This window comes from Bradyrhizobium sp. HKCCYLR20261, assembly GCF_051168435.1.
Taxonomy (GTDB): Bacteria; Pseudomonadota; Alphaproteobacteria; order Rhizobiales; family Xanthobacteraceae; genus Bradyrhizobium.
In genome coordinates, this window is record NZ_JBNPUZ010000027.1 from 1 (window position 1) to 21,435 (window position 21,435).

General features: G+C 66.7%; 19 protein-coding genes and 1 pseudogene. 11 read left to right on the forward strand and 9 right to left on the reverse strand.

Features of this window, described 5'->3' with window-relative positions:
- Positions 1-185: 185 nt before the first annotated feature.
- The 3 genes from ACQR1L_RS33435 to ACQR1L_RS33445 form a co-directional block, all read right to left on the reverse strand.
- Positions 186-2,186 carry a carbohydrate porin gene (locus ACQR1L_RS33435; RefSeq protein WP_434862167.1) on the reverse strand — a complete coding sequence of 667 codons (2,001 nt, stop codon included), beginning with the start codon at positions 2,184-2,186 and terminating at the stop codon, positions 186-188.
- Positions 2,187-2,558: 372 nt separating this feature from the next.
- Positions 2,559-2,834, reverse strand: coding sequence for a hypothetical protein (locus ACQR1L_RS33440; protein WP_434862168.1), 276 nt, complete (start codon positions 2,832-2,834; stop codon positions 2,559-2,561).
- A gap of 148 nt (positions 2,835-2,982) precedes the next feature.
- Positions 2,983-3,798 (reverse strand): creatininase family protein, encoded by an 816-nt coding sequence (locus ACQR1L_RS33445; RefSeq protein ID WP_434862169.1) that lies wholly within the window; start codon positions 3,796-3,798, stop codon positions 2,983-2,985.
- A 92-nt stretch (positions 3,799-3,890) separates the two neighbouring features.
- On the opposite strand from ACQR1L_RS33445, the gene ACQR1L_RS33450 reads away from it, so the two are divergent.
- From ACQR1L_RS33450 to ACQR1L_RS33480, 7 genes are all read left to right on the forward strand, one after another.
- On the forward strand, positions 3,891-4,922 hold the full coding sequence (locus ACQR1L_RS33450) for an ABC transporter substrate-binding protein (RefSeq protein ID WP_434862170.1): 1,032 nt from the start codon (positions 3,891-3,893) through the stop codon (positions 4,920-4,922).
- 25 nt (positions 4,923-4,947) lie between these two features.
- On the forward strand, positions 4,948-5,748 hold the full coding sequence (locus tag ACQR1L_RS33455; RefSeq protein ID WP_434862171.1) for an ABC transporter ATP-binding protein: 801 nt from the start codon (positions 4,948-4,950) through the stop codon (positions 5,746-5,748).
- Positions 5,745-6,557 carry an ABC transporter permease gene (locus ACQR1L_RS33460; protein ID WP_434862172.1) on the forward strand — a complete coding sequence of 271 codons (813 nt, stop codon included), beginning with the start codon at positions 5,745-5,747 and terminating at the stop codon, positions 6,555-6,557. The genes ACQR1L_RS33455 and ACQR1L_RS33460 overlap by 4 nt, the downstream gene beginning before the upstream one ends.
- Complete coding sequence (locus ACQR1L_RS33465) at positions 6,557-7,540, forward strand: 2-hydroxyacid dehydrogenase (protein WP_434862173.1); 984 nt, start codon at positions 6,557-6,559, stop codon at positions 7,538-7,540. The genes ACQR1L_RS33460 and ACQR1L_RS33465 overlap by 1 nt, the downstream gene beginning before the upstream one ends.
- A gap of 92 nt (positions 7,541-7,632) precedes the next feature.
- Complete coding sequence (locus ACQR1L_RS33470; protein ID WP_434862214.1) at positions 7,633-8,232, forward strand: AprI/Inh family metalloprotease inhibitor; 600 nt, start codon at positions 7,633-7,635, stop codon at positions 8,230-8,232.
- Positions 8,233-8,373: 141 nt separating this feature from the next.
- A complete protein-coding gene (locus ACQR1L_RS33475) occupies positions 8,374-10,029 on the forward strand; it encodes a PAS-domain containing protein (RefSeq protein WP_434862174.1) in 1,656 nt (551 codons plus the stop codon).
- Between the two features lie 104 nt (positions 10,030-10,133).
- Positions 10,134-10,475 carry a hypothetical protein gene (locus ACQR1L_RS33480; RefSeq protein ID WP_434862175.1) on the forward strand — a complete coding sequence of 114 codons (342 nt, stop codon included), beginning with the start codon at positions 10,134-10,136 and terminating at the stop codon, positions 10,473-10,475.
- Here the strand turns inward: ACQR1L_RS33480 and ACQR1L_RS33485 are convergent.
- Positions 10,469-11,932 carry a PLP-dependent aminotransferase family protein gene (locus tag ACQR1L_RS33485; protein ID WP_434862176.1) on the reverse strand — a complete coding sequence of 488 codons (1,464 nt, stop codon included), beginning with the start codon at positions 11,930-11,932 and terminating at the stop codon, positions 10,469-10,471. The genes ACQR1L_RS33480 and ACQR1L_RS33485 overlap by 7 nt on opposite strands.
- 104 nt (positions 11,933-12,036) lie before the next feature.
- Here ACQR1L_RS33485 and ACQR1L_RS33490 point away from each other — a divergent pair.
- Positions 12,037-12,897, forward strand: a pseudogene (locus ACQR1L_RS33490) (DMT family transporter).
- A 33-nt stretch (positions 12,898-12,930) separates the two neighbouring features.
- On the opposite strand, the gene radC reads toward ACQR1L_RS33490, so the two are convergent.
- The 3 genes from radC to ACQR1L_RS33505 form a co-directional block, all read right to left on the reverse strand.
- Entirely contained in the window at positions 12,931-13,644 is a 714-nt protein-coding gene (gene radC / locus ACQR1L_RS33495) for a RadC family protein (RefSeq protein WP_434862177.1), read from the reverse strand.
- A 68-nt stretch (positions 13,645-13,712) separates the two neighbouring features.
- The gene (locus ACQR1L_RS33500) at positions 13,713-14,258 is read right to left on the reverse strand and encodes an MAPEG family protein (RefSeq protein ID WP_434862178.1); all 546 of its coding nucleotides are present in this window, start codon (positions 14,256-14,258) and stop codon (positions 13,713-13,715) included.
- A 46-nt stretch (positions 14,259-14,304) separates the two neighbouring features.
- Positions 14,305-15,855 carry an alpha/beta fold hydrolase gene (locus ACQR1L_RS33505; protein ID WP_434862179.1) on the reverse strand — a complete coding sequence of 517 codons (1,551 nt, stop codon included), beginning with the start codon at positions 15,853-15,855 and terminating at the stop codon, positions 14,305-14,307.
- A 145-nt stretch (positions 15,856-16,000) separates the two neighbouring features.
- On the opposite strand from ACQR1L_RS33505, the gene mddA reads away from it, so the two are divergent.
- A complete protein-coding gene (mddA, locus tag ACQR1L_RS33510; RefSeq protein WP_434862180.1) occupies positions 16,001-16,786 on the forward strand; it encodes a methanethiol S-methyltransferase in 786 nt (261 codons plus the stop codon).
- Between the two features lie 185 nt (positions 16,787-16,971).
- Entirely contained in the window at positions 16,972-18,162 is a 1,191-nt protein-coding gene (locus ACQR1L_RS33515) for an MFS transporter (protein WP_434862181.1), read from the forward strand.
- Here the strand turns inward: ACQR1L_RS33515 and ACQR1L_RS33520 are convergent, their stop codons facing one another.
- Positions 18,163-18,966, reverse strand: coding sequence for an intradiol ring-cleavage dioxygenase (locus tag ACQR1L_RS33520; protein WP_434862182.1), 804 nt, complete (start codon positions 18,964-18,966; stop codon positions 18,163-18,165).
- Between the two features lie 184 nt (positions 18,967-19,150).
- On the opposite strand from ACQR1L_RS33520, the gene ACQR1L_RS33525 reads away from it, so the two are divergent.
- Entirely contained in the window at positions 19,151-20,260 is a 1,110-nt protein-coding gene (locus ACQR1L_RS33525) for a DUF3616 domain-containing protein (RefSeq protein ID WP_434862183.1), read from the forward strand.
- 85 nt (positions 20,261-20,345) lie between these two features.
- Here ACQR1L_RS33525 and map read toward each other — a convergent pair whose 3' ends face one another.
- Complete coding sequence (gene map / locus ACQR1L_RS33530; RefSeq protein WP_009027481.1) at positions 20,346-21,170, reverse strand: type I methionyl aminopeptidase; 825 nt, start codon at positions 21,168-21,170, stop codon at positions 20,346-20,348.
- Between the last annotated feature and the right edge of the window lie 265 nt (positions 21,171-21,435).

Below are 21,435 nucleotides of genomic sequence, written 5' to 3' on the forward strand. Positions count from 1 at the left end.
CTCACAAACACATGTGGCCAGTCAAGCGATACAGACGGACACCTGGGCAGTTACGCGCAGCGAAGCAATCCAGAGTCGAGGGCGAGAGTCTGGATTGCTTCGTCGCGGAGCCTGTCATCGGGCCGCGCTTTGCGCGGACGCGTTGGCTCCTCGCAATGACGGCGAGCGAGGCACCGACATCAACCTCAAAAATCCCCGTGCAGGCGGCCCGAGAAGATCGACACCGGTCCGCGGTCGGCGTTGTAGGCGGGGTTGTTGACGAACTGATAGTCCGCCGTGAAGGTCAGGTATTTGTTGATCGCATAGGCGTAGTAGGCCTCGATGATGGTCTCGCGCCGGTAGTTGAGCGCGCCGTCGCCGATCAGCGGGCCGAGTCCGCCGGCGGCGAGGAAGGCGCGGTGGTCGCCGGACAGGCCGTTGGTCACGCCGGCGAGGCCGATCGTGTCGTCGGGGCGGCCCCAGCGGTTGCCCTTGATCGAGGCGCCGAGCGACAGGCTGTTATCGATGTCGGTGAACGCCATGATCTCGGTCTTGCCGTCGTTCCAGCTCCAGCGGCCGAACAGGCCGAACTCGTCCGAGATCGCCTGGTCGAAAGAGACCACGTAGCCATATTTGCTGCGGCCGCGGCGGGTCTGGCTGATGTCGAGATTGAGCGCGGGATTGTCCAGCGTCTCCCGATAGCTGCCGGAGAACACGCTGTTGAACCAGGCGATGGTGCGCAGATGGCCGGGCTGCGAGAACAGCTGATAGCGCGTCTCCAGCTCGACGACGTAGCTGCCGCGGCGGAACACCTTCATGTCGAAATTGTTCGAGTTCGACACGGCATCCATCAGGAAGTAGCCGGTGCGCAGCGCCCAGTTCTTCTGGTTCAGCTCGGCGGTGGCGCCATAGGTCAGGCCGAGCTTGTCGGCGGCGTAGTCGAAGGCGCCGGGGGCCCACACCGACCAGTTCATGAAATCCTTGCGCGCGTCCTTGGCATAGGCGTTGCCGTCGAACACGTCGAGCACCGGAAACTTGCCGATCTGGAAAGTCAGCCGCGAGATGTCCTGCTTGCCGGAAAGCTGCAGCTGGCCCGAGCCGAGTTGCTCCTGCTCGCCGCCGAAGCCGAAGGTCTGGCGCAGGAACAGCCGCGACGTGTTGTAGTGCGGATAGGGGAAGTCCGACTTCTGCGCCTCGCCGTTCGAAAAGCCGGCGATGCCCACGGTGTTGCTGAGGCCGAAGCCCTGCAGCAGCTCGGGATTGTAGTAGACCTCGCCGCCGTCCCACAGCCGCGCATTGATGAACAGGCTGTTGCTCCAGGTCTGCTGGAACTGGCGCGCGGGCGTCAGGCTGTTGGTCCCGGTGTAGGGGGCGCGGAAGGACGGATATCCCTGGCCGATCACGGTGGCCTGGCCATGGATCTCCCAGCGGTCCGACTCGGTGTCCGATGGATCGTTCTTGAGCTTGAGGTCGGGGCCATCGGCAAAGTCGAGCTTGCGGTTGAGCCCGAAACGCAAAGTCTGGAATTCCAGCGCTGAATTGTAACTGGCGCCGTTGGAGAAGCGGACGCCGCCATTCTCGAACCGGTTGTAGAGATATTCGAGACGCCAGCTCCAGTGCGGCGCAAAGCCGCGCTCGATGCCGGCGCCGGCGACCCAGCCGAGCCGCGTCGCCAGCTTCTTTTCCTCATTGCCCGCCGGATCGGTGTTGATGAAGCGGCCGCCGGTCCAGGCGAGGCCGCCGGTGGCATAGACCAGCCAGTCGCCCTGGGCGTAGCCGACGCGGCCACGCGCGGTTGCGACATAATCCCACAGCTCGGACACGCTTGATCCCGGCGTGTTCAGCATCGCCACGGTGTGGTTCGAGGTCAGATAGTTCGGGAAACTGAAATCGCCCTCGAGACCGAGCAGCAGGCCCGAGCGGGTCAACCAGTTGTAGCCGGCCTGCACGCCGCCGGTGAGTCCGCTGAACGGACTGCCGGCGCTGACCGTGACGAATGGATCGGTCAGCGTCGCCGCTGCATGGTCACGGGTATAGCCGGCGTGGACGCCGACATAGAGTCCTGTCCAGTCGAACACCGTCTGCGCCATCCGGGCCTTGACCGGCAGATCGGCGGCCTCGGCTGACGCGCTGGCGAAAGGGCCGAGCGCCGCCATCGCGACGGCGCCGGCAATGATCATCTCCCGGGTGCAGTTCGATTCGATCATGGCGGCAGTCCCCAGGCAAAGCACGCGATTCCGGGCTGAAGTCAGAACCTCATTGCCCGAGCACAGTCACGAGAAGAATACGGAGTCGTCGATCTTCGAGCGAAAATGTGGACGAACACGGTCGATTTGTGGATGATTTATATTGCGATTAATTCGCAATAGCAAGATTTGCGCAATGATCCGAGCGATCCGACTGAAGGTGTGGCCGTCGAGCAACAAACAACCCGCCCGGGGTTGGCCGGACGGGTTGTGACGATCGGGATCGGGGCAGAGAGGGTGCGGCGTTAACGATCAGGCGCGGACCTGGGCGGGACGGCGGGCGTGGTGAAGCGCGCGCTGGTTGCGCGGCCCGGCGAAGCGATCGCCGCAGCATCAGTAGCGGCAGGCCCGGACACGGCCGACATACTGGCCATAGATGTCATACTGCGGCACCCAGCGGCAGACCCGATAACCACCGTAGTAGTAGGCGTCGTTGCTGGCGGCGATGGCGCTGCCGACCACGGCGGCTCCGACCAGGCCGGCACCGACACCCCAGCCCCAATGGGGATGATAGCCGCCCGCGGCGGCGGGTGTGGAGGTGGCGGCGATGCCGCCGGTGACGGCGAGCGTGGCGAGGGCGACAGCGGCAATCTTGCTCTTGATCGACATGGCGAAGGCTCCTGTGTTTCGCGTTGGGGCGGCCGGTCCTGGCCGCTTGCCGAATTGGACGAAGCCTTTTCGAAAGCGGTTCGATTCGCGCTGCGGCCGACTGGGGCCGCGTCGAATTCGTGAGGGGATGCAGAGGTTTGCGGTTGGCTCAGTGGCCGGCCAACGGGCCCGCGCCAAGCGTGTTCACGTCGAAGTTATCGACGTCCTGCAGCAGCGCGCAGAATGCGCGGGCGCCATGATCGAGCACGTGCGCGCCCTTCTCCGCAGAGGCCTGCGTGGCATCGCCGACGGCGCCGCTCACATGGAGATCCTGGGTTTGCCAGGCCAGCGGCGCGGGGCGTTGTGTCGACAACACGCGGTTGTCGCGCGCCATCGCCGCGCCCGAGGATGCGAAATCGGCGATCGCCTCGCTCCGCACGAATTGCGGATAGCGCGCCAGCATGATCGAGGTCTCGATCGCGCCGCCATGGATGCCGTGGAGAATCTCGCTGGCCGAGAACAGCCCGTCAGGCGCGCCGAAGCGCGACCAGGAGGTCGTCACCACCAGCATGCGATGGACCGCGCGCAAATCCTGCGCGACCAGGCTCATCGCGGCGCTGTTGCCGCCATGGCTGCTGACGATGACGAGCTTGCGAATGCCTGCGCGCGCGATGCAGTCGCCGAGCGCCCGCCAGCTCCGCAGCGCGACCTCGGCCGGCAGGGTCAGCGTGCCCGGAAAATCGATATGCTCGGTCGAAATCCCGACCGGCTGCACCGGCAGGAAGGTCACCGGGAGTGCTGGCGGCAGCAGAGCGCGGACCTCCGCGAGATACGCCTCGGCAATGTAGACGTCGGTGCCGAGCGGCAGATGCGGCCCGTGCTGCTCGGTGGCGGCGAGCGGCAGCACCGCAATCCAGCCGGCGACGTCAGGCGTTTCCAGAGCGGGCCAGTTCAGCTCGGTCCAATCGCGGGGCGGCAGGGTCATCGCGCGCGCAGTTTCCTTCGTCCGTCGGGCAGGGTAGTTATCGCTCCATTGATCTTAACATGTTCAGCCAGAAAGAACCGGGGAGACCAGAGATGGCGCAATCGCTTCTCGCGCGAACGTTAATGGCGGCATGGCTGGTGATCGGTGGGACGTCTGGCGCGGCGGTCTCGGCCGCGCAGGCCCAGACCCTGGACAAGGTCTCCTTCGGCACCAATTGGGTGGCCGAGGCCGAGCATGGCGGTTTCTTCCAGGCGGTCGCGGACGGCACCTACAAGCGCTACGGCCTCGACGTGACGATCGTGCCGGGCGGCCCGAACGAGAACAACCGGATGCTGCTGATCTCGGGCAAGATCGAATTCTTCATGGCGGCGAACACGCTGATGGCGTTCGATGCGGTGGCCAACAACGTGCCGGTCGTGTCGATCGCGGCGATGTTCCAGAAGGACCCGCAGGTGTTCCTGACCCATCCGGAGTCCAGGATCTCCAAGCTGGAGGAGCTGAAGCCGCTGACCCTGTTCGTCTCCAAGGAGGGCATCTCCAGCTACTATCAATGGCTGAAGTCGGAATATGGCTTCTCCGAGAAGAACGTCCGCCCCTACACGTTCAATCCGCAGCCCTTTATCGCGACGCCGCAGAGCGCGATGCAGGGCTATGTCACGTCGGAACCCTTCGCGGTCGAGCGCGCCGCCGGATTCAAGCCCGGCGTGATCCTGCTCGCCGACAACGGCTTCAACACCTACTCGACCCTGATCGAGACGCGGCGCGACCTGATCGAGAAGAAGCCGGATCTGGTGCAGCGCTTCGTTGATGCCTCGATCATCGGCTGGTACAACTACATCTACGGCGACAACTCCGCCGGCAATGCGCTCATCAAGAAGATGAATCCGGAGATGACCGACGATCTCCTGGCCTATTCGATCGCCAAGATGAAGGAATACGGCATCGTCGATTCCGGCGACAGCATGGACAAGGGCATCGGCGCCATGACCGAGGAGCGCATCACCAGCTTCTTCGACAAGATGGTGCGCGCCGGTGTCGTCAAGCCGACGATCGACTATCGCAAGTCCTATACGCTGCGCTTCGTCAACAAGGGCGTCGGTCTCGATCTCCGGCCGAACAAGTAGGACGCGCGAGCGGCGCGATCAGCAGATGAGTTCGTCCCCTTCGTCCGCGCGCGCCGACGGCAGCGCCGTGCGCCTGCGCGGCGTCACCAAGGTCTACGAGTCCGGCGTGGCAGCGCTGGGGCCGATCGACCTGACGATTGCCAAGGGCGAATTCGTGTCGCTGCTGGGACCCTCCGGCTGCGGCAAGTCGACGGCGCTGCGCCTGATCGCGGGGCTCGTGGCGCCGACGTCCGGCGTGCTGGATGTGGCGGCGGCAGCCTCCGCGACGCAGTCCGGCCACCGCATCGGCTTCGTGTTCCAGGAGCCGACCCTGATGCCCTGGACCAGCGTGCGTGACAATGTCGGCCTGCCGCTGAAGCTCGCGCATCTGCCGGCCGCCGATGCGCGCCTGCGGGTCGACGCGGCGCTGGCGCAGGTCGGGCTCGCCGATTTCGCCGACGCGTTTCCGCGCGAATTGTCCGGCGGCATGAAGATGCGCGCGTCGCTGGCGCGGGCGCTGGTGACGCAGCCGGACATCCTGTTGATGGACGAGCCGTTCGCCGCGCTCGACGAGATCACGCGGTTCCGGCTCAACAATGATCTCCTGGCGCTGTGGCGCAAGCTGAACATGACCGTTCTGTTCGTGACTCACTCGGTGTTCGAGTCGGTCTATCTGTCGCAGCGGGTGCTGGTGATGACGGCGCGGCCCGGCCGGCTCAGCGCCGAGATCCCGATCGAGGCCGGGACACGCGACGATGCGTTCCGCGCTTCGCCGGACTATGCGGCGTATTGCCGTCGTGTCTCGGATGCGTTGGCTCCGGCCTACACCGGAGTGCATGCGCTGTGAGCGACGGTCGGCGCGGTGTCTCCGTATCGGCGGCGCGGCTTGCGAGCCTCGTCTCTCCGGCGGTCGTCTTCATTGCCGTGATGACGGCGTGGGAGCTTTCCGTCCGCCTGAATGACATCCAGCCTTATGTGCTGCCGGGACCGCTCCTGGTGCTGAAGACCTTGGTGAGCGATTGGGACATCCTCTTCCAATCGCTGGTGACGACCCTCATCACCACGCTCGAAGGCTTCGTCGCCGCGGCGCTTGGCGGCATCGCGCTGGCGCTGCTGTTCAACCAGTCGAAATGGCTGGAATGGGCGCTGTTTCCCTATGCCGTGGTGCTGCAGGTGACTCCGGTCATCGCGATCGCGCCGCTGCTGCTGATCTATCTGCCGCAGCAGACCGCCGTGGTGACCTGTGCGTGGATCGTCGGCTTCTTTCCGGTGCTGTCGAACACCGCGCTCGGACTCAATTCTGTCGACCGCAACCTTGCCGGGCTGTTTCAGCTCTATGGCGCCTCGCGCTGGCAGGCGCTGCGCTATCTGAAGCTGCCCGCCGCGCTGCCTTACATTCTCGGCGGCCTGCGCATCGCCGGCGGCCTGTCGCTGATCGGCGCGGTCGTCGCCGAGATCGCGGCCGGCAGCGCCGGTGCCGGATCGGGACTCGCCTATCGCATCGCGGAATCCGGCTATCGACTCAACATACCTCGCATGTTTGCTGCATTGGTGCTGCTGTCGGTGGCCGGGATTGTCATCTATGCCTTGCTGGCGCTAGTTTCGCACCTCGTTTTACGGCGCTGGCATGAGAGCGCGCTTGGAAAGGATAACTGATGGCGGCGACTTCGTCTGACAAGGTCGATGTTCTGATCTATGGGCCGTTGCGGCCGATCCTGGAGAAAGGGTTCCCGGACAGCTTCAATGTGCATCATGCGACGACGCAGGCCGACCTCGAAGCGCTGCCAGCGGACGTGAAGGGGCGCATTCGCGGTGTTGCCGTGACCTTCCACACCGTCAAGACCGATGCTGCGGTCATGGCCATGCTGCCGAAGCTGGAGATCGTCGCGAGCTTCGGCGTCGGCTATGACCACGTCGCGGCGGCTCACGCCGGCCAGCGCGGCATCGTCGTCACCAACACGCCGGACGTGCTGACCGAGGAGGTTGCCGATGTCGCGCTGGGCCTGCTGATCGCAACCTGTCGCGAGTTCATCAAGGCCGACCGATACGTGCGCTCGGGCGAATGGGAACAGAAGCCGTATCCGCTCAGCGTCGGCTCGCTGCGCGACCGCACCGTCGGCATGGTCGGCATGGGCCGCATCGGCCAGGCGATCGCGCGCCGACTCGAGGCCTCGCTGGTTCCGGTCGTCTATCATTCGCGCAAGCCCGCGGCCGGCGTCGCCAACAAGCATTATCCCGATCTGCTGGCGATGGCGAAGGACGTCGATACGCTGGTCGTGATCGTGCCCGGCGGCGCCTCGACCAACAAGATCGTCAATGCCGAGGTGCTGAAGGCGCTCGGACCGCGCGGCGTCGTCGTCAACGTGGCCCGCGGCTCCGTTATCGACGAGCAGGCGTTGGTCGATGCGCTGAAGTCCGGCACGATTCTCGCCGCCGGCCTCGACGTGTTCGAGAAGGAGCCGGCGGTGCCGGACGCGCTCAAGGCGATGGACAATGTCGTGCTGCTGCCACACATCGGCTCCGCTGCCATCGTAACCCGCAACGCGATGGATCAGCTGGTGGTCGACAATCTCAAGGTCTGGTTTGCCGGCAAGCCGCCGCTGACGCCCGTTCCGGAAACGCCGGTGAAAGGCCGCTGATGAAACGCTCGCTCCCATTGCTGATCGCATTGCTGTCGTCATTGGCCACCGTTCCCGCGCCTGCGCAGGATGCGGGCGGCCTGAAGAAAGCGATGATCGGACAATGGGAGCTTGCGACCACCGAGCGCAGCAAGACCTGCGTGCTGACCTTGAAGCCCGAGGCGGCGCAGCGCGGGATGAAGCTCGAAATGGAGCCGGGCTGCGCGACCGCGCTGCCCTTCACCAAGGACATCGCCGGCTGGAACGTGAAGGGGCTCGACGACATCGTCAGCCTGCAATCCGCTAACGGCGAGGCGGTGATCGACTTCACCGAGGTCGAGGCCGGCATTTTCGAGGGCCTGCGCCAGGGCGAGGGCGTCTACATCCTGCAGAACCTCGCGGCAGCGCGGTCGCTGGCCAAGTCGATGGACCAGATGATCGGCGACTGGGCCATGGTACGCGGCAACGGCGCTGTGATCTGCAGCCTGGTGCTGACCAACAACGACGCCGGCAACGACAATTTCCAGGTGTTCGTGAAGCCGAAATGCGATCCCGCTGTCGCGGCTTTCGCGCCGTCGCAGTGGCGGCTCGAGCACGGCCAGATGATGCTGATGTCCGACCGCGGCGAGACCTGGCGGTTCGAGGCGGACGACAATGCGCAGTGGCGGCTGGTGCCGGACAGCGCGAATCCGCTGATCATGCTGCGGCAGTGAGGCCGGGACCGCGCGCGCCATTCGCTGACGTTAACAGTTCGGTCATGCCGGTTAACGCTTCGTTGCGAGTTGCAGAAGCGATTTAAACGTGTCGTTTACAGATGCTGCGTCTGATGGTTGTCCCAAGGCCGGGAGCCAGCCATGCAGAGTCCAGTGCGCAGGTTCACCCATTCGCTGCCGTCGTTCAGCCTCAACGACAAGATTTCGATGGCCGCCATCGGCTTCGCCGTTCTGGTGATGCTGCTGACGCTCGGCGCGTTGTCGGCGTTGCGCGAACAGCGCATGTTCTACGACCGGCTCGAGCACCTCGCCGTCGCCTCCCGCAACATCGAACGCACCAATGCGCTGATCTACGCCGTCGTGATGGAATCGCGCGGCATCTATATGTCGTTCGATCGCAACGTGGCGCGGCGTTACGCCGATTCGCAACTGGCGAAGATCGCGCAGCTCGCCAAGGTCGTTGAGGAATGGCAGGCCGCGCTCGCCGACGATGATGCGGCCGTGTTCGCACCGTTCCGGAAGCGCATCGACCAGTTCATTGCATTCCGGACGGAAATGGCGCGCCGGACGATTTCAGTCGGTTCGTCCGCGGCGCGCGAGCTCGGTGACAACGACGAGAACCGCGCGGTCCGCACCGCGCTCAACGAGGATCTCGAGGCCCTGTCGCGGCTCTACGACGAGCGCATGGGCGAGCTCAACGAGCTCGTGGACGAGCGTGGTCTTGCCTTGGTCTATCTCGGCGGCCTCGGCCTGCTGCTGATCGCCCTGATCGCGGCCGCGGCGCTGGTGCTGCGCTGGGGCGTCCTGATGCCGCTCCTGGACGTCGCCGAAGTCACCGACCGCATCGCCGCCGGCCGCATCAAGCTGAAAATTCCGCATGCGCGGCGGCATGACGAGATCGGACGTGTCGCGCATGCCGTCGAGACCTACCAGGAAGGCACGTTCCGCCTGCAGGAGCTCGAGCAGCACGAGGTCGAGATCGAACGGCAGCATGCCGATGTGCTGCGTGACAACGAGCGGCTGGAGCAGGGCGCGATCAGCAGCCAGCAGCGGCTCGACGCCGCCGTCGCCAACATGGCGCAGGGGCTCATCATGCTCGACAGCTTCGGCTACGTGCTGATGGTCAACGACCAGTATCGCAAGCTCTACGGCGTTCCCGCCTCGATCGCGAAGCCCGGCGCGCATATGCGCGAGATCCTGGCGCATCGCGCCAAGCTCGGACTGTTGCGCGAGAAGCCGTCGGAGTTTCTCGCCGCGCTGCGTGAGCGGATGAAGCAACGGCGCGCCGAGACCTTCGAGATGGAGCTGGCCGACGGCCGCGTCATCCGCATCGCCGAACGCCCGATGGACGGCGGCGGCTGGATCGCGACGCATGAGGACTTCACCGCACAGCGGCGCAACGAGCGCGTGCTGGCGCGCGCCGAATACTTTCTGGCCGCGCTGCTCGAAAACATTCCGCAGGCCGTCGTCGCCAAGGACGCGCAGTCGCTGCGCTACGTGTTCGTCAACCGCGCCACCGAGGTGCTGTTCGGCCTGCCCCGTTCCGAGATCATCGGCCGCGCCGCGCGCGAGCTGTTCCCGGAGCCGACGGGGGAGCTTCTGGAGACCTTCGACCGCGAGCAGCTCGGCCAGGCGGTCGTCGACCAGGTGCCGAAGACGCACAGCATCGAGACGCCCGGCAACGGCAAGCGCGATGTCGTCGTGCGCCGGTTGCCGGTTTCCACGGGCGAGGGCGAGCCGAAATACCTTCTCAGCATCGTCGAGGATCGCACGCAGGATCAGCGCGCGGCGGCATGAGCGGAACGCGGCGATGTCGGGATACGCCGCCTTGACGCCGCCTTGATCTGCATCAAGAACGGCCGGCTCGGGCGGACTAGCTTGCCCGGAACGGAGACGTGTACATGACCCGACGCCTGGGGATTTCTCTTGCCACCCGCCTCAGTGCCGCAGCGCTGCTGACCTTTGCGACGCTTGCGACGACCCTTGCGCCGCTGCATCAGGCCGCCGCGCAGGACGTGCTGGGCGGTGCGATCCTCGGCGGTGCCGGCGGCGCCATTCTCGGCGGTGCGATCGGTGGCGGACGCGGTGCTGCGATCGGCGCCGTGATCGGCGCGGGAACGGGAGCCGCCATCGCAGCCGATGGCGAGCGGCGCCGCGGCGGCTATTACTCCTATCGCAACGGCTGCTATCTGCAGCGCGGCGACGGCTCCTGGGTCCGCGCGCATCCGCGCTACTGCTACTGAGTCCTGCTGATCGCAACAGAGTCTGACGGCGCGCCGTGTCGCGCCGCGGATTGCTGCAGGGCGCGCTCGAGCGCGGCGATCACGCGCACATCCTCGCAATGCGCCACGTTGAAGCGCATCATCATGCCGGCTGTTTGCGCCGTGCTGAAGACGTCGCCGGGCGCCAGCACCACATTGTCGGCCAGCGCGGCCTGGGCGACGTCGACCGCCGCGCATCCGTCCGGCAGCCTGCACCACAGATGATAGCCGCCGCGCGGCATCAGCCAGGGCGTGATGCCGAGGCGCTGCAGCCGCGCCGCGACGCGCGGACGTGCGCGCGACAGCCGCGCGCGCAGCTCCTCGATATGCTTGCGATAGGCGCCGCTGGTCACGACCTGCGCCAGGGCCTCTGCGGCGAATTGTCCGGGGCCGCCGAAGCCGGTCGCGATCTGCAGGTCGATCAGCGGCTCGATCCAGTCCGCCCGGCCCGCGATGTAGCCGCAGCGGACGGATGCCGACAGCGTCTTGGAGAAGCTGCCGACCAGGATGACGCGCTGCAGTCCGTCGAGCGCGGCCAGCCGCGGCGACGGCTCGGGCTCGAAGTCGCCGTAGATGTCGTCCTCGATGATGATCGTGTCGGATGCGGCGGCGGCGTTGAGCAGGCGGTGCGCGGTCTGCAGCGACAGTGACGCCCCGGTCGGATTGTGCAGTCCGGAATTGGTGATGTAGAGCCGCGGCCGCTCGGCCGACAGCACCGCCTCGAACTGTGTGATGTCGGGCCCGCTCGGCGTCATCGGCACGCTCACGATCCGCGCCTGGTGCGCACGCAGCAGCGCCAGGAAATTGAAATAGCAGGGGTCGTCGACCAGCACCGCGTCACCGGGCCGGAGCATCATGCGGCAGATCAGGTCGATCGCCTGCGTGCCCGACGCGGTCAGCAGCACCTGCTCGCTGAACGCCTCGATCCCGAGGCCGGCCAAGCGGGCCTGCAGTACGCGTCGCAGCGCCGGCGACCCGCGCGAGGCGCCATAATCGGTCAGTACGCCGTCTTCACTGCGCGCCAGCGCGCGGACCGCGCGACGCAGCGCGTCCTGCGGCATCCAGTCGGCCGGCAGCCAGCCGCAACCCGGCGTCAATGTCGCCGTGCCAGCATCGAGCGACTGACGCGACACGAAGAACGGATCGACCGCACGGGGACGGTGCGGCTCACGCTCGGCGAGAGCGAGCGGCGGCAGCGCGAGATCGGCGACATAGAAGCCAGATCCGCGGCGGGCGCGGATGATGCCCTCCGCGGCCAGCCGGTCATAGGCCTCCACGACCGTCGCCGGCGCCACGCCCATGCTCGCCGCGAACGCGCGGATCGACGGCAGTCGCTGACCTGGGCCGAGCGCGCGCGTCTCCAGCCGCTGGCGAATGGCCGCGATCACGGCTGCCGTGCGCGGACCCCGATCGTGGGAAGCCGTGGTGATCGCCTTCAAGTGTATTGCTCCGATAACCAGTACAGTTTGCCAGGATTGTACTGATCTGTGGCTGCCGCAACAAGGCCGCGCCGGCTAGATCGGAGGCAGCCGGGAGGAAGACGATGAAGGGATCAATCGAAGGCTGGGGCAGCGGGGCGATCGGCATGACGATCTTCAGCGGCTCGCTGCCGGCGACACGCGCAGCGCTGGAAGGCTTTGCGCCGCTGTTCCTGACGGGGGCGCGCGCGACGCTTGCGGCGCTGCTCGCGGCAGCGTGTCTCGTCCTGTTGCGGCAGCCGCTTCCCGGGCGGCGCGACCTGCTGTCGCTCGGCATCGTGGCGCTCGGCGTGGTCGTCGGCTTTCCGCTGCTGACGGCGCTCGCGCTCCAGCACATCACCTAGGCCCATGCGATCGTGTTTGTCGGACTGCTGCCGCTGTCGACGGCTCTGTTCGGCGTGCTGCGCGGCGGTGAGCGGCCGCGGCCTCTGTTCTGGCTGTTCGCCGCGCTCGGCGCCGCCGCAGTGTCCGGCTTCGCGCTGATGCAGGATGGCGTGGCGTCGCCGATCGGAGATCTCGCGATGGTCGCGGCGATCATCGTCTGTGGCCTCGGCTATGCGGAGGGCGCGATGCTCACGCGCCGGCTCGGCGGCTGGCAGGTGATCTCATGGGCGCTGCTGCTGTCATTGCCGCTGATGCTCGTGGTCTCGGCGTGGACCTGGCCGGGCTCGTCTCAGGCGATCACGGCCGCGGCCTGGCTCGGCCTCGGCTATGTCTCGGTCTTCAGCATGTTCGTCGGCTTCGCCTTCTGGTACCGCGGCCTCGCGCGTGGTGGCACCGCCACCGTCGGCCAGTTGCAATTGCTGCAGCCGTTCCTCGGCCTCGTCTTTGCGAGCCTGCTGCTGCACGAACCGGTGTCATCGTCGATGGTCGGCGCCGCCGCGATCGTCGTTCTCTGCGTCGCGATGGCACGACGCTGGGCGTGAGCTGACTGTCGCGATGACTGCGGTCGCTCCGCCTCACATCAGCCCCGAGCCCTTCAGGCTGGTGTGCCCGTTCTTGCCGACGATGATGTGGTCGTGGACGGTGATCCCGAGCGGCTTGGCGATGTCGACGATGGTCTTGGTCATGCGGATGTCGGCTTGCGACGGCGTCGGATCGCCGGAGGGGTGGTTGTGCACCAGGATGATCGCGGTGGCCGACAATTCCAGCGCGCGCTTGATCACTTCGCGCGGATAGACCGGCGTGTGGTCGACCGTGCCGGTCTGCTGCACCTCGTCGGCGATCAGCTGGTTGCGCTTGTCGAGGAACAGCAGCCTGAACTGCTCCTTCTCGGCGAAGGCCATGCTGGTGCGGCAATAGGTGATCACGTCCTGCCACGACGCCAGCGCATGCTTCTGCCGGACTTCGCCCCTGGCGATGCGATGCGCGGCGGCTGCGATCAGCTTGAGCTGGGTGATCGAGGCGTCGCCGACGCCGTCGATCTCGCGCAGCCGCGGCTCCGGCGCATGGATCACCTCGGCGAAGGAGCCGAACGTCTTCAGCAGCGCCTTGGCCAGCGGCTTGACGTCACGCCGCGGCAGCGCCGCGAACAGCACCATCTCCAGCAGTTCGTAATCGTTGAGCGCATCGGGACCGGCGCTGTGAAAGCGCTCGCGCAGTCGCTGGCGATGGCCGAGATAATGCGGCGGCTCGCTGGGTGTCACATCGACAGGGGAGGTCTTATCCGGCATCCGCCGCAGCATGCCGCGCCGCGCCGGTTTTGCAACCTCGAAGTGTTCGCGACGGCTGCCGGTGACGGCTAGGCCGCCCGGCCGGTCAACACGAGGACGATGCCTGCGATCAGCGCGAACGCCGTGGGATAGAAGGTCAGCGCGAAGCCGAAGGCGCGGCCGGCCGCGCCGCGGGTGTAGCCGCGCCAGAACAGCAGGCGTCCGAGACCGAACAGCACCACCAGCGTCATCAGCACAGGCGTCGGCGCGGGCAGCGCCGCCGCCAGCGCCAGATGGACCGTGACGGCCAGCACCACCTGCTCCAGCGTGTTCTGAAGGATCGCGTTGCCGCCCCGGACGGCATCACTCGGCGCGGTGCTGGCGCTGCCTGCGATGTCCTGGGGCGAGAAGAAGCGCAGCCGGGCGACGTTGCCGATGGATGCGAGCAGCCACACGATCACGAGCAGATCGAGCTTGAGGGCAACCGCGAGCCGCTCCGCCACCGGTTGCGCGGGGCCCCCTGCGGCGCGCCAGAGCGCGAATGCGATCGCGGCGATGGCAACCAGGGCGGCCGCGGCCATGCCAATGGCGACCTGCCGCTGCTCGCGTTGGAAACCGGCGTGGTCTTCGTTCACCGACGAATCCTCCCGTCTCGGGACTACATCGATTGGGTCGTCCCGCCTAGACCGGGAGATGGCCGATGAAGTCCCGGATGCAAGCGAGCACCGGCTGCTGATCTCCGGCAAACACCCAGTGATCGGCACCGTCGAGCTCGACAAAGCGTGCTTTGGGAATGTGGCTGGCCAGATGCCGTCCCGCGGCAACCAGCACGGCGCGATCGCGGCGGCGGTGCAGCACCAGGGTCGGCGCGGCGATTCGCGCCAGCAGGTGCCGGACATCCGTATCCCTCAAGGCCTCGAGCAGGCCCCTGATGGCGCCGGGGCTGGAAGACGCCCGCAGCAGGCCGGCCCACCAGGCGCGCGCCTGGGGATCGCCGGCCAGGCTCGGCGCGAATGTCTCGATGCCCGCCGGCCCGCCCCATTCCGCGACGAGCTGCTGCAGCCACATGTCATACTGGGCGGCCTGTAGCGCGTGAGGATAGTCCGCCGTCGCGCTGCCCTTGGCGAGCGAGGCGAACAGGATCAGCCCGGCGACCCGCTCGGGATGATCGGCGGCGAAGGCGACGCAGGCGGGGCCGCCCTCGGAGGCGCCGAGCAGCAGCGTGCGGCGGCTGCCGGCGGCATCGAGCACGGTGGCGATGTCGGCGGCGGTCGCCGCAACGCTCGGGCTGAAGCCGACGCGGTCGGAGAGGCCGATGCCGCGACGGTCGAACAGGATCAGCCGGCCCATGGCGGCCAGCGCGGACAGCATCGCCCGGCAGCGCGGCTCCTCCCAGACGCGCTCGACATGCGAGACGAAGCCGGGCAGCAGCAGGATGTCCAGCGGGCCGCTGCCATAGGTCTGGTAGGCGAGATGGACATGGCCGCCACGGACATAGCGTGTCGGCGGCACGCTTGGGCCGGGCTCGGCTGCCCCTTGCTTCAACAGCGCCAGCGTCTCGGCTTCGGGCGCCACGCCGAGTTCGTCCCGCAGGCGCTGCGTCAGCGCCTCGAGCTGGCGCTCGGCGGCGGCGCGATCGCCGGCCATCAGCAGGCTGCGGATCAAGGCGCGGCCATAGACCTCGCTGAGGGGATCGAGTGCCACCAGGCGGTGAGCATGGGCCGCCGCGGCAGAATGGTCACCGGCGGCACTGCGGTCCTGCACCACGCGCTCCAGCGCCTGCACTGCGCGGCCGCGCAGGGCCTCGCGCCGGAAGAAGGCCCATTCGTCGAATTGCGGGCAGTCGCCGGCCGTGAAGCCGTCGAGGAAGTCATGTGTGTAGAGGCGGCAGGCCTGCTCGAAGTCGCCGGCATCGCAGGCGGCTTCGAACTGCGCGGAATCGACCTCCGGCATGGCGCTCGCGGCCCACTTGATGGTCGACCGGTCGACGGCAAGGCAGCCGTCGCCGAGCGTCAGCTGGATCCGGTGCAGCAGACGGCGCAGCCGCGCCCGAGCGACGTCGTCTGGCGTCTCCGGCCAGAACATCGCGGCCACGCTGTCGCGCCCGACCGGCCCCTTGGTTTCCGCCAGATAGACCAGCAAGGCAACGCCCTTGCGCAGCGCCAGCGGACACGGTCGACCGTCTCGCTGCAGCTCGGGAAAGCCGAATGTCTGGACGCGGAACTGAACCATCGGGAGGCGGCCTGTGGGAGACGCGTCGGGGGACGCTTGGGGGACGCTCGGTTGCTACGGCTCGGTCTCGCCAGGGACGCGCGCGATCGAACGATCGGACGCGTCGATGGCGGCAGGCCGTCCTCGAAGCAACAAGGAAATAGACATGTTTGGCCGTCTCCTCATTCTGCTCTATGCCGCCGTGAGCTATGCCGTCTTTCTTGTGTCATTCGGATGGGCGGTCGGTTTCGTCGGGAACACCAACCTTATCACGGGCAAGTCGATCGACGTCGGCGTCTCCGGCCCGGTCGTCGAGGCCGTCATGATCGATGTGCTGCTGCTCGCGCTGTTTGCGGTCCAGCACAGCGTGATGGCGCGTCCAGCCTTCAAGCGCATGCTGACGCGCATGATTCCAAAAGCCGCCGAGCGCAGCACCTATGTGCTGCTGTCGAGCCTGGTGCTGTTGCTGCTGCTGTGGCAGTGGCGGCCGATTCCAACGCTGGTCTGGCGCCTGGACGGCATTGCGGCGACGGTGCTGACCGGGCTGCATTGGTTCGGCTGGCTGCTCGTGCTGACCTCGACCTATCTGATCGATCATTTCGACCTGTTCGGGCTGCGCCAGGCGATCTTCGCCGTCCGCGGGACGGAGGCGCCGGCGCATCCGTTCAAGACGCCGCTGCTGTATCGCCTCGTGCGCCATCCGCTGATGCTCGGCTTCCTGATCGCCTTCTGGGCGACGCCGGAGATGTCGGTCGGTCATCTCCTGTTCGCAGCCCTCAACACCGTCTACATCCTGGTCGGCGTGTGGCTGGAAGAGCGCGATCTGGTCGCCCAGTTCGGCGCGAGCTACGAGCGCTATCGCCAGAGGGTTCCGATGCTGCTGCCGCGGCTGGTGGGCAGCCGGTTCAACGCAGATGGTGAGGCCTCGCCGGCCCCGCGCAGCAATCCCTGAGGCCGCTGGCGGTTGCCTCGTGCAGGGCAGGCCATGCGCAGTCGCATGGCCACGCAGACGTGACTTGGTGCGGGAGAGCCCCGAACCTATGTCGAGCGTGAATGTTGCGATGCAAAATCGCGTCTCGACAGCCCGCGTCCGCATCGGCCCAATGGCGGCCGTCCCTGCCTTAAGAGAGATCTGCGTTGACCACCCTGACGTCTGATTCCAGCGACCAGCTGTCGGCCTGGATCACACTGCTGCTCGCCTTCTCCTGCGGGCTGATCGTTGCCAACATCTATTACGCCCAGCCGCTGATCGGTCCGATCAGCGCCGACCTCGGACTTCGCCCGCAGCTCGCGGGCCTGCTGGTGACGATGAGCCAGATCGGCTATGGCGCGGGGCTCCTGTTCGTGGTGCCGCTCGGCGATCTCATCGAGAATCGCAAACTGATCGTCGCGACTGTGATCATCGGTGCCGCCGCGCTGGCCTGCGCGGCGCTGGCGACGAGCCCGCCGACCTTCCTGCTGTCCGCGCTGCTGATCGGATTCGGCTCGGTCGCGGTGCAGATTCTCATTCCCTATGCCGGCCACATGGCGCCGGAGGCGATCCGTGGCCGGACGGTCGGGAACGTCACCACCGGGCTGATGCTCGGCATCATGCTGGCGCGGCCGCTGGCGAGCTTCGTGGCCGCCCATGCCTCCTGGCACGTGATCTATGCGGCATCTTCCGTGGCCATGCTGAGCCTGGCCGTCGTGCTGCGCGTGGCGCTGCCGCCGCGCGAGCCGCAGGCGCGGCTCAGCTACGGCCAACTGCTCGGCTCGATGGCGCAGCTCTATCGCGACACCCCGGCGCTGCGCCGCCGTGCGTTCTACCAGGCTGCGCTATTTGGTTGCTTCAGCGTGTTCTGGACCACATCGCCGCAGCTGCTGGCGGGGCCCGACTTCCGGATGTCGCAGACCGGCATCGCGCTGTTCGCGCTGGCCGGCGTCGCCGGTGCGATCATGGCGCCGGTCGCCGGACGCATCGCCGATCGCGGCTGGACCCGGCCGGCGACGATCGCCTCGATGCTGATGTGCGCGATCGGCTACGCGGTCACGCTGCTGGCGCCATCGGGAACCAACTGGTCGCTGGCGGCGCTGGTGTTCGCGGCGATCGCGATCGACTGCGGCGCGCAACTCAGCCTGATCCTCGGCTATCGCGTGCTGTTCGTGCTCGGCGCCGGCCAGCGCAGCCGGCTCAACGGTCTCTACATGACCACCTTCTTCGTCGCTGGCGCGGCCGGCTCGGGCCTCGGCGCCTGGGCTTATGCGCATGGCGGCTGGACGTTCGCGGCCGTTCTCGGAACAGTGCTGCCGCTCATCGCGCTGGCCTATCAGTTCACCGAGCGGCGCTGATCAGAACGGGCTGCGCTTCAGCCCCGGCACCAGCGCGGCCAGGCGGTCCTTGATCCAGGGCGCTGGCGGCAGCTTGCCGGTGGGCATTTCGACAGCCGCCGCAGGCTTGCGGCTCACCGCGAGCGTCAGCGTCGCAAGGTACTGATCGCGCTCCTCCTTGATCGCGCAATAGGCGCGATGGTCGGGATCGGCGTCGGTGGCGACGCGGTCATTGGCGTTGACGACGAGCCGCTGCTTCGGTCGTCCGGTGTAGTCGGGCACGTTGGTGTAGATGAACTCGTTCAGCGCTTCGGGGAAGAAGGTCTGCCCGGTCAGCACGGTGGCGTCGTCGAGGAACACCCGGAAGTGGATGTGGGTGGCGCGTCCCGCATACCAGCCGGGATAGATCGTTTTGAATGCGGCCCAGCCCGCGGCATCCGCCATCTGCGTGCCGCGCAGGAAGGTTTTGCCGCTCTGGTCGAGCTTGTGGGTGTCGCCCTGGCCCGGATAGCCGGAATAGATGCCGCGGGCGTCGCAATGCCAGATATCGACGCGGGCGCCCGAGATCGGCGTGCAGGCGCCGGCCTCGATCACACGCAGCCGGAGCGACAGCGGCACGCCGGGCCGGCCTTCGGCGATGTTGGCCCGCACTAGCTTGGGATCGAAGTAATAGGGGCCCGATTCGGATTGCGGCGTGAGGACGCAGGCGTCGTCCGCGCCCGCTGAAAGCGTCGAGGACTCCGACTCTGCGTGTGCTGAAGGTGCGAGCAGCGCGGCCCCCGCGGAGACAAGTCCGAGAAAGCCGCGGCGTGTTGCGTTCGCCAAGAGCGCCTCCAATCGCATGCCGATGCTGCTCACAAATCACCCGGGCATGGCAACAATCAGACCTGCACGATGCGCAGCACACGCGCAGGGAACCGCACGGGCCACAGATGATGCCGTTGCAGCTCTCCGATGGCTGTGCAATCGTCGGTTGTTTTCAGCACGCGCTCATTCTCGGGAGGTCATGATGCGATTGGCATGCGCAATTCTCGTCGCCTCGATGGTCATCGACGGCAGCATGGGATTGGTTGCCGCGCAGGGCGGCACCATTCCTCTCACCAGCCTCGACGTGTCCGGCACCTTCGAGAAGAAGCCCGGCAAGGCGGCAAAGGATCTCAGCGGCATCGCGTGCCTGGCGCCGCAGCAGGGCAAGCGCAACTGCCTGCTGATCAACGACGAGAACCGGACGGCCCAGCGCGCCGTTCTGGAGACCGATCGGATCACGGCCGGCGCGATGGTGACACTGGTCGACAAGGAGCCGAGCAAGAAGACGCTGGGCGCCCCGCCGGAAGTGGCATGCAACGATAAGAAAGAGGCCGGCCGCAAGAAAGATGATGCCGACGAGGAAAAAGAGGAGAAGGACGATCTGGACGGCGAAGGCGTCGCCTATGCGGAGCCCTATTACTACGTGATCGGCTCCCATGGCTGCTCGCGCAAGATGAACAAGTTCCAGCGGTCATCGTTCATTCTGGCGCGCGTCAGCGCCAATCCAGCTACCTCGGCCGAGGCGGAGACGACCTATCGCGTGTCCGATCTGCTGCGAAGCGCCACAACGATCAGTGATTTCCTGGGCAAGGATCTCGAATCCGAAAACGGGCTGAACATCGAGGGCATCGCCGCCCAGGGCGACAAGCTGTGGTTCGGCCTGCGCGCGCCCGTCATCGGCGGCAACGCCTATCTCGTGCCGGCGACGGTGTCCGACCTGTTTGCTGCGGGACCTCAGCGGAGTGCTGCCACGGCGAAGGCGGTGCCGATCAGGCTCGATGGACGTGGCATCCGCGACTTGGCGGCGTTGCCGGACGGGCGGCTGCTGGTGCTCGCCGGCGCGCCGCATGGTCCGGAGGTGCCGTTCAAGCTGTTCGTCGTCGAGCCCGCGAGCGGAGCCTCCGAGGAACTGGGGACGCTCGCGACCGTCCAGCAAACCATCAAGAGAAAGCCGGTCGTCGGCAAAGCAGAAGGATTGGCCGTGCTCGAGGCGAGCGCCGACCGGCTCACCTTCGTCGTGCTGTTCGATTCGCTGCCGAACGGCGCCCCGCATCGCGGAGCTGTCGAACTGCCGAAACCCAAGCGCAATTGAGCAGCGCGGCTGGCCCGGTCGATTAGGTGACGGGCCGGACTCGGCACGTTCTAACGTTCTGGCGAGCTCACACGTCCTGACAAGCTCACACCTGCGTCAGCGGCTTTTCGCCATGACGCTCGGACAGCGTGAAGATCTCGACGCCGTCATTGGTGACTCCGACCGAATGCTCGAACTGTGCCGACAGCGAGCGGTCGCGCGTGACGGCCGTCCAGCCGTCGGACAGGATCTTCACATGCGGCTTGCCGAGATTGATCATCGGCTCGATCGTGAAGAACATGCCGGGCTTCAGCAGCACGCCCTCGCCGGGGCGGCCGACATGGATGATGTTCGGCTCGTCGTGGAACAGCCGTCCCAGGCCATGGCCGCAGAAATCGCGCACCACGCTCATGCCCTGCGGTTCGACGAAGCTCTGGATGGCGTGGCCGATGTCGCCTGTGGTAGCGCCGGGCTTCACCGCGGCGATGCCGCGCATCATCGATTCATAGGTGACCTCGATCAGCCGCTCGGCCTTCCGCGAGATCGGCCCGATTGCATACATGCGGCTGGAATCGCCGTACCAGCCGTCGACGATGAAGGTCACGTCGACATTGATGATGTCGCCCTCCTTCAGCGGCCGGTCGTTCGGCATGCCGTGGCAGACGACATGGTTGATCGAGGTGCAGGTCGAGTAGCGATAGCCGCGATACATCAAGGTCGCCGGATAGGCGCCATGGCTGAAGGCGAAGTCGCGCACGACATCGTCGATTCGCGAGGTCGGAACGCCCGGCTTGACGATGTCGGTGAGCGCGTCGAGGCACTTCGACACCAGCGCGCCGGCCTTGCGCATCCCGGCGAAGCCGCTCGGGCCATGCAGCTTGATCTGGCCGTTCTTGCGCGCAGCGGTATCGGTGGCTTCGATATAGCTCATGGGCCTGTTTCGTTCCCGGGGGGGCGTGGGGTGATCGCCTAATTTAATGATCCTGCCCCCCGGTGCAAGCCGGGACTGCACGGCGCGGCCGGCCCGCGCGGGCGCCGCGCGCACGGTCTGTTCCCTCTCCCGCGTGCGGGGAGGGCTAGGGAGGGGGCTGCTCCGGCGGCGGTGCAAGTGGCGCCCCCTCTCCAACTCTCCCCCCGCAAGCGGGGGAGAGGGCGCAGTGGAATGCGGGGCGGATCAATTGCTCAAACGCGCGAGG